This window comes from Bradyrhizobium sp. (genome assembly GCF_049512235.1).
In the GTDB taxonomy this organism is placed as follows: Bacteria; Pseudomonadota; Alphaproteobacteria; order Rhizobiales; family Xanthobacteraceae; genus Bradyrhizobium.
The window spans coordinates 1-7309 of sequence record NZ_JBEKXH010000749.1 but is presented as its reverse complement, the minus strand read 5'-3'; the positions used below and the strand labels follow the sequence as shown (position 1 = coordinate 7309).

Sequence of the window (7309 nt, the reverse complement as noted above, 5' to 3'; positions counted from 1 at the left end):
CCTGGAGAACGACGGGTTGGCGTGCAGTCTTTCAAGTAGCTCAAATCCGGTCATGTCAGGCAGCCGCAAATCGAGCACGACGCAGTCGAAAGGCTTTTCCTGCAACGCTTCGAGCGCCTCCCCTCCGCTTGCGGCCGTGATCAGCTCAATGTCTTCATAGCCAAGCAGCTCCACGATCGACTGCCGTTCGATGTCGTTGTCTTCCACGATCAGCAGTCTCTTCGTGCGCGGAGAGGTGAACTCCTTGAGACGTTCGAAAGCTGTCTCCAGGCCGTCGGTGGTCGGCTCCTTGACGAGATAGGAGAATGCGCCATGCGCCAGACCGTGTTGCCGCTCCTCTTCCAGAGTGACGATCTGCACCGGTATGTGGCGCGTAACCGGATCGAGCTTGAGCTGATTGAGCACCGTCCAGCCAAGCATGTCGGGCAGGAAAATATCGAGCGAGATGGCGGTGGGCCGGTATTGGCGGGCAAGCGAAAGCGCCGCCGCACCGCGGGTGCTGATGATGCCCTTGAAGCCCTTGTCCCGCGCCAGGCCGAGCAATATGCGGGCATAGTGCCCGTCATCTTCGATGATCAGGAGTACCGCGTCGCCTTCCTCGATGATGTCCCGATCGTCCTCAATGGGCTCTTCCCGCGCCACAGGCAGCACCATGAGTTCGCGGGCCACGGGCGGCCGCACGGCGGATCCTTCCGAAACCGTGATCTGCGAGTTCTCACGCCCCGGGAATTGGACGGGAAGATATAGGGTAAAGGTGCTTCCCTTGTCGGCGGCGCTCGCGAGCCTTATTTCACCACCGAGCAACGCCGCCAGTTCACGGCTGATCGCAAGTCCAAGGCCGGTGCCGCCGTATCGCCGCGACGTGCCGGCGTCGGCCTGCTGGAAGGCTTCGAAGATGAGGCGCTGCTTTTCGGGCGCGATGCCGATGCCGGTATCCTCGACCGCGAAGGCGACGACCTTGTCCGCCTTGCTGAGCACAGGGTGGTCGGTGGTCCAACCCTGGGTAGCGACGTCGACGCTGACCTGCACGTGACCATGCGCCGTGAATTTGACGGCGTTTGAAAGCAGATTCTTCAGGATTTGCTGCAGGCGTTTGTCGTCGCTCTCCATGAAACGCGGCAAGTCAGCCGCGAAATGGACGTCGAAGGGCAGATTTTTCGCCTCCGCGACATGCCGGAAGTTTCGTTCGATGTTTTCCCGCAACCGGTCGAAGGTGATCTCCTCGACCTCGACCGTGACCGTGCCGGACTCGATCTTGGAGAGGTCGAGAATGTCGTTGATGAGGTTAAGCAGATCGGAACCGGAAGAATTTATGTTTCGCGAGAATTCGACCTGCCTGTCGGAAAGATTGCCGGGGACGTTCTCGGCAAGCTGCTGGCTCAAAATGAGAATTGAATTGAGCGGCGTCCGCAGCTCGTGCGACATGTTGGCGAGAAACTCGGATTTGTATTTGGAGGTGAGCGCCAGCTCGATGGCCTTTTCCTCGAGGGCGTGGCGGGCCTGCTCCACCTCCGAGTTCTTGCGCTCGACTTCCGCATTCTGGTCGGCGAGCAGTTTTGCCTTCGTGCCCAGTTCCTCGTTTGTCTGCTGCAGCTCGCTCTGGCGCGATTGCAGTTCGACGGTCAGCTGTTGAGATTGCGTGAGCAGGCCTTCCGTCCGCATCGTGGCCTCGATGGTATTGAAAACCGCGCCGAGGCTCAGGGTCAGTTGGTCGAGGAAGGCAAGATTCACCGTGGTGAACGGCTGCAGGGTAGCGAGTTCGATGACCGCCTTGGTCTGGCCTTCGAACAGAACCGGCAGAACCACGATGCTGACACGCGCGGCCTCTCCGAGACTGGACGAAATGGTTATGAAATCCGGCGGCACATCCTTGAGAAGGATGCTCTTCTTCTCGACGGCACACTGACCCGCCAGGCCCTCGCCCAGTGCGATCGTCTCGGCCAGCCGCCCCCCATGCGCGTAGCTCGAAAGCAGTTTGAGCTGCGTATTCTCCTCCCCGCTGTCGAGATGATAGATCGTGCCCTGGTACGCCTGGACCAGGGGACTGAGTTCACTGAGCAGGATCTGGCCGACCGTACTCAATTCCCGTTGTCCCTGAAGCATGCCTCCGAACTTGGCGAGGTTGGTCTTCAGCCAATCCTGCTCGCGGTTGCTTTCGGTTGTATCGCGCAGGTTCGAGATCATGGTGTTGAGGTTGTCCTTCAACTCTGCGACTTCGCCGCGCGCCTCAACCTGGATCGTGCGCGTCAGGTCTCCCTTGGTCACGGCGGTCGCAACCTCGGCGATGGCGCGGACCTGCGTGGTTAGGTTGGCGGCAAGCAGATTCACATTGCTGGTGAGATCCTTCCAGGTCCCGGCGGCGCCCGGAACGTTGGCCTGGCCGCCCAGCCGCCCGTCGACGCCGACCTCGCGCGCCACGTTCGTCACCTGGTCGGCGAAGGTCGCGAGCGTGTCGGTCATGTTGTTGATCGTTTCTCCGAGCGCGGCCACTTCGCCCTTCGCCTGCACGCTGAGCCGCTGGCTCAAATTGCCGTTGGCGACGGCGGTCACCACCTTCACGATGCCGCGGACCTGGTCGGTGAGGTTCGACGCCATGAAGTTCACGTTATCGGTCAGGTCCTTCCAGGTGCCGGCAACTCCGGGAACGACCGCCTGGCCGCCCAGCCGGCCCTCGGTACCGACCTCGCGCGCCACCCGGGTCACTTCGCCGGCGAACGAGTTCAGCTGATCGACCATCGTGTTGATGGTGTCCTTCAACTCCAGGATCTCGCCCTTCACGTCGACCGTGATCTTGCGGTTGAGATCGCCTCGGGCGACCGCGGTGGTCACTTCGGCGATGTTGCGGACCTGAGTCGTGAGGTTGTTGGCCAGATCGTTGACCGTGTCGGTCAGGTCCTTCCATGTACCCGCCACGCCCGGAACGGCGGCCTGGCCGCCGAGTCTTCCCTCGGTTCCCACCTCGCGCGCCACGCGTGTCACCTCGGAGGCGAACGAGCGCAGCTGCTCCACCATCGTGTTGATGGTTTCCTTGAGCTGCAGAATTTCTCCGCGAACGTCCACCGTGATCTTCTTGGAAAGATCGCCGCTCGCCACCGCGATGGTGACTTCCGCGATATTGCGGACCTGGCCCGTCAGGTTGGAGGCCATGTAGTTGACGTTGTCGGTCAGATCCTTCCAGGTGCCGGCGACACCCGGCACGGCGGCCTGGCCGCCCAGCTTGCCTTCCGTACCGACCTCGCGAGCCACGCGGGTCACTTCGGACGCAAAGGCCGAGAGCTGATCGACCATCGTGTTCATGGTCTCCTTGAGCTGCAGGATCTCGCCCTTGACGTCCACGGTGATCTTGCGGCTCAGGTCGCCGCGGGCGATGGCCGTCGCCACGTCCGCGATGTTGCGGACCTGGCCGGTCAGATTGTTGGCCATCGAGTTGACGTTGTCCGTCAGATCCTTCCAGGTGCCGGCAACGCCCGGCACTTGCGCCTGGCCGCCCAGCTTGCCATCGGTGCCGACTTCGCGTGCGACGCGGCTGACTTCGGCAGCGAAAGACCGCAGCTGGTCGACCATGGTATTGATGGTTTCCTTGACCTCGAGGATTTCGCCGCGCACGTCCGCGGTGATCTTCTTCGAAAGGTCTCCATTGGCAACAGCAATGGTCACCTCGGCTATGTTACGAACCTGGCCGGTCAGGTTATTGGCCATCGAGTTCACGTTGTCGGTCAAGTCCTTCCAGGTGCCCGCAACGCCGGGCACCTGGGCCTGACCGCCCAGTTTGCCTTCGGTGCCGACTTCGCGCGCCACCCGGGTCACTTCGGAGGCGAAACCGTTCAACTGATCGACCATCGTATTGATTGTGTTCTTCACTTCGAGGATCTCGCCTCGAACGTCGGCGGTGATCTTCTTTGAAAGATCGCCCCGGGCCACCGCGGTCGTGACTTCGGCGATATTGCGGACCTGTCCGGTCAGGTTCGAGGCCATGAAGTTGACGTTGTCGGTGAGATCTTTCCAGGTGCCGGCGACGCCGGGCACTGCGGCCTGACCGCCAAGCTTGCCCTCGGTGCCGACCTCGCGCGCGACACGCGTCACCTCCGCCGCGAAGCCGTTGAGCTGGTCGACCATGGTGTTCATGGTATTCTTCAACGCCAAGATCTCGCCCTTGACGTCGACGGTGATCTTGCGGCTGAGATCGCCTCGTGCGACCGCAGTGGTCACGTCGGCGATGTTGCGGACCTGGCCGGTCAGGTTATTGGCCATCGAGTTGACATTGTCGGTCAGATCCTTCCAGGTGCCGGCCACGCCCTCCACCGCGGCCTGACCGCCGAGCTTGCCCTCGGTGCCGACTTCGCGCGCGACGCGGCTGACCTCGCCTGCGAACGCGTTGAGCTGATCGACCATCGTATTCAGCGTGTTTTTCAGTTCCAGTATTTCACCCTTGACGTCGACGGTGATCTTTCTTGAAAGGTCGCCGTTTGCGACCGCTGTGGCCACGTCCGCGATGTTGCGGACCTGACCGGTCAGATTCGAGGCCATCGAGTTGACGTTGTCGGTCAAATCCTTCCAGGTTCCGGCGACGCCGGGCACCTGGGCCTGACCGCCGAGCTTGCCCTCGGTGCCGACCTCGCGCGCAACGCGCGTCACTTCGGATGCGAAACCGTTCAACTGATCCACCATGGTATTGATGGTGTTCTTCACTTCCAGGATTTCTCCGCGTACGTCCGCGGTGATCTTCTTGGAGAGGTCGCCACGGGCGACCGCGGTGGTGACTTCGGCGATGTTTCGGACCTGACCGGTCAGGTTTGACGCCATGAAGTTGACGTTGTCGGTCAGGTCCTTCCAGGTGCCGGCAACGCCGGGCACCGCCGCCTGGCCGCCTAGTTTGCCTTCCGTACCAACCTCGCGCGCGACGCGGGTGACCTCGGCGGCGAAGCCGTTGAGCTGATCGACCATCGTGTTGATGGTGTTCTTGAGCGCGAGGATCTCGCCCTTCACGTCCACCGTGATCTTGCGCGAAAGGTCGCCTCTGGCGACCGCGGTCGTCACGTCGGCGATATTCCGGACCTGACCCGTAAGGTTGGATGCCATCGAATTGACGGAGTCCGTCAAATCCTTCCAGGTGCCGGCGACACCGGGCACCTGCGCCTGTCCGCCGAGTTTGCCTTCCGTACCCACCTCACGCGCCACGCGCGTCACCTCTGACGAGAAGCCGTTGAGCTGGTCGACCATCGTGTTGATGGTTTCCTTGAGTTCAAGGATTTCGCCCTTGGCATCGACGGTGATCTTGCGCGAAAGGTCGCCGCGGGCCACGGCCGTCGTAACGGTCGCGATGTTGCGAACCTGTTCGGTCAGGTTGGTCGCCATCGCGTTGACGGAATCGGTGAGATCCTTCCAGGTGCCGGCCACGCCCGGCACGACCGCCTGACCACCAAGACTTCCGTCGGTGCCGACCTCGCGCGCCATGCGGGTCACCTCCGATGCAAACGACCTGAGTTGGTCGACCATCGTATTGATGGCTTCCTTGAGTTGCAGGATCTCGCCGCGCACGTCGACAGTGATCTTCTTCGAGAGGTCCCCGTTGGCAACGGCGATGGTGACGTCGGCGATGTTGCGGACTTGCGCCGTGAGATTGCCGGCCATCTGGTTTACCGACTCGGTAAGTTCCCTCCAAACGCCGGAAACGCCTCTGACCTGGGCTTGCCCTCCGAGCTTACCCTCCGTGCCGACCTCGCGCGCGACCCGCGTGACCTCGGACGTGAAAACGGAAAGCTGCTCGATCATCGTGTTAACGAGCTTGGCGGAGCGTAGGAATTCGCCCTTGAGCGCCAGTCCGTCGACCTCAAGTTCCATGGATTGTCCGAGGTCGCCCTTGGCTACCGCACCGATGGTACGAGCGACCTCGGTCGTTGGCCGCACCAGATCGTCCAAAAGCGTGTTGATGGAATCAACTTTCTCGGCCCACTGGCCGACCGCACCCGGCACGGTCATGCGTTGTTTGAGGCGCCCTTCCTTGCCGACCGTGACGCTCAACCGAGCCACCTCCCGGGAGATTCGGCCTTCGTGGGCCAAGCTCTGATTAAAGGCCTCAGCAATTCTGCCATCTATGCCTGGCCAATCCGCCGGCAGGCGAGCCGAAAAATCTCCGTCGCGGAAAGCCATCATGGCCGTAAGAAGCAGACGGGATCGCGCTGCGGCCACATCTTCGACGGAGCCATTGCTCTTTCCGTTGCCTTTAAGGACGGTGGGCGGCTTTTTGCGCGAAGGAGAGGTCGTAGTTTCTCTCATGAAGCACCTGCATCAATCCAGTGAAACGCAATAGCTGCATCAACATAGCGCAAGAATCTCGTTCGGGGTACGGAGGTTTTGCTGTCCTTCCCACGCGCCTTGCGGCCGGTGGCAGGTCATTCGAGTTCCTCATGGCGGGTTCCTCTGTCGGATATCCGACCGACTGATCGCAGCAGAATTTCTCTTGAGGTTAGTCCGCTTAGGACGCTCCGAACAATAACTGAATCGCGATCCGGCGAATATGCGGCGGATTGACTCAGGTTTTGGGGATTCCAGTTTTTGACGAAGCGGCGTAAGTCGGTCTCATGATCGACAAGGCCGCCATTCAGCTGCGATGGGACGCGGTAGGCTCGCTGCTCGACGAGCGGGGCCGGCGCTTGTTTGCGGCGGCGGAGGCGCGGACCGCGGGTCGAGGCGGTCTGGTGATCGTCTCGAAAATCACCGGGCTCGCCCGCTCGACGATCAATCGCGGCAAGCAGGATCTTGATGCACAACCACTGCCGAAGGGACAGGCTCGCCGTGCCGGTGGTGGTCGCCGCTCGGTTTGCGAGAACGATCCAGGGCTCGTCCCAGCGCTCAAACGCCTGGTCGAGCCCGTGACGTTGGGCGATCCCATGCGACCGTTGCTCTGGGTGTCGAAAAGCATGGACAAGATTGCGGCAACCCTGACGCAGATGGGGCATCCGATTAGTGCCGACACGGTGTGCACCGAGTTGATGAAGCTCGGGTTTTCGCGCCAGTCCAACCGCAAGGCGGACGAAGGCTCGAAGCATCCCGACCGCAACGCCCAGTTCGAATACATCAACGCGAAAGTCCTTGCGGCGCAAGCCCAACAACAACCCGTCATCTCGGTCGACACCAAGAAGAAAGAGCTGGTTGGCAACTTTAAGAATGGCGGCACCGATTATCGTCCCAAAGGCGATCCGCAGCGCGTCAACGTGCACGACTTCGAAGACAAGAAGCTCGGCAAGGTCGTGCCCTATGGCATATACGATGTGACCGCCAATACCGGATTCGTCAGCGTCGGGATCAC

Annotated in this window: 1 protein-coding gene and 2 pseudogenes; 1 reads left to right on the top strand and 2 read right to left on the bottom strand. The window is 61.4% G+C overall.

The genetic code is table 11. The annotated features are described in order from the left end of the window. Together ABSG20_RS34830 and ABSG20_RS34910 are read right to left on the bottom strand one after the other, a co-directional pair. Positions 1 to 5472: pseudogene (locus ABSG20_RS34830) on the bottom strand (HAMP domain-containing protein); the annotation flags it as partial. A gap of 18 nt (positions 5473 to 5490) precedes the next feature. After that, positions 5491 to 6276, bottom strand: a pseudogene (locus ABSG20_RS34910) (HAMP domain-containing protein); the annotation flags it as partial. Between the two features lie 305 nt (positions 6277 to 6581). Here ABSG20_RS34910 and ABSG20_RS34825 point away from each other — a divergent pair. Further along, the coding region (locus ABSG20_RS34825) for an ISAzo13 family transposase (protein WP_423868965.1) at positions 6582 to 7309 on the top strand (728 nt) is incomplete at its 3' end.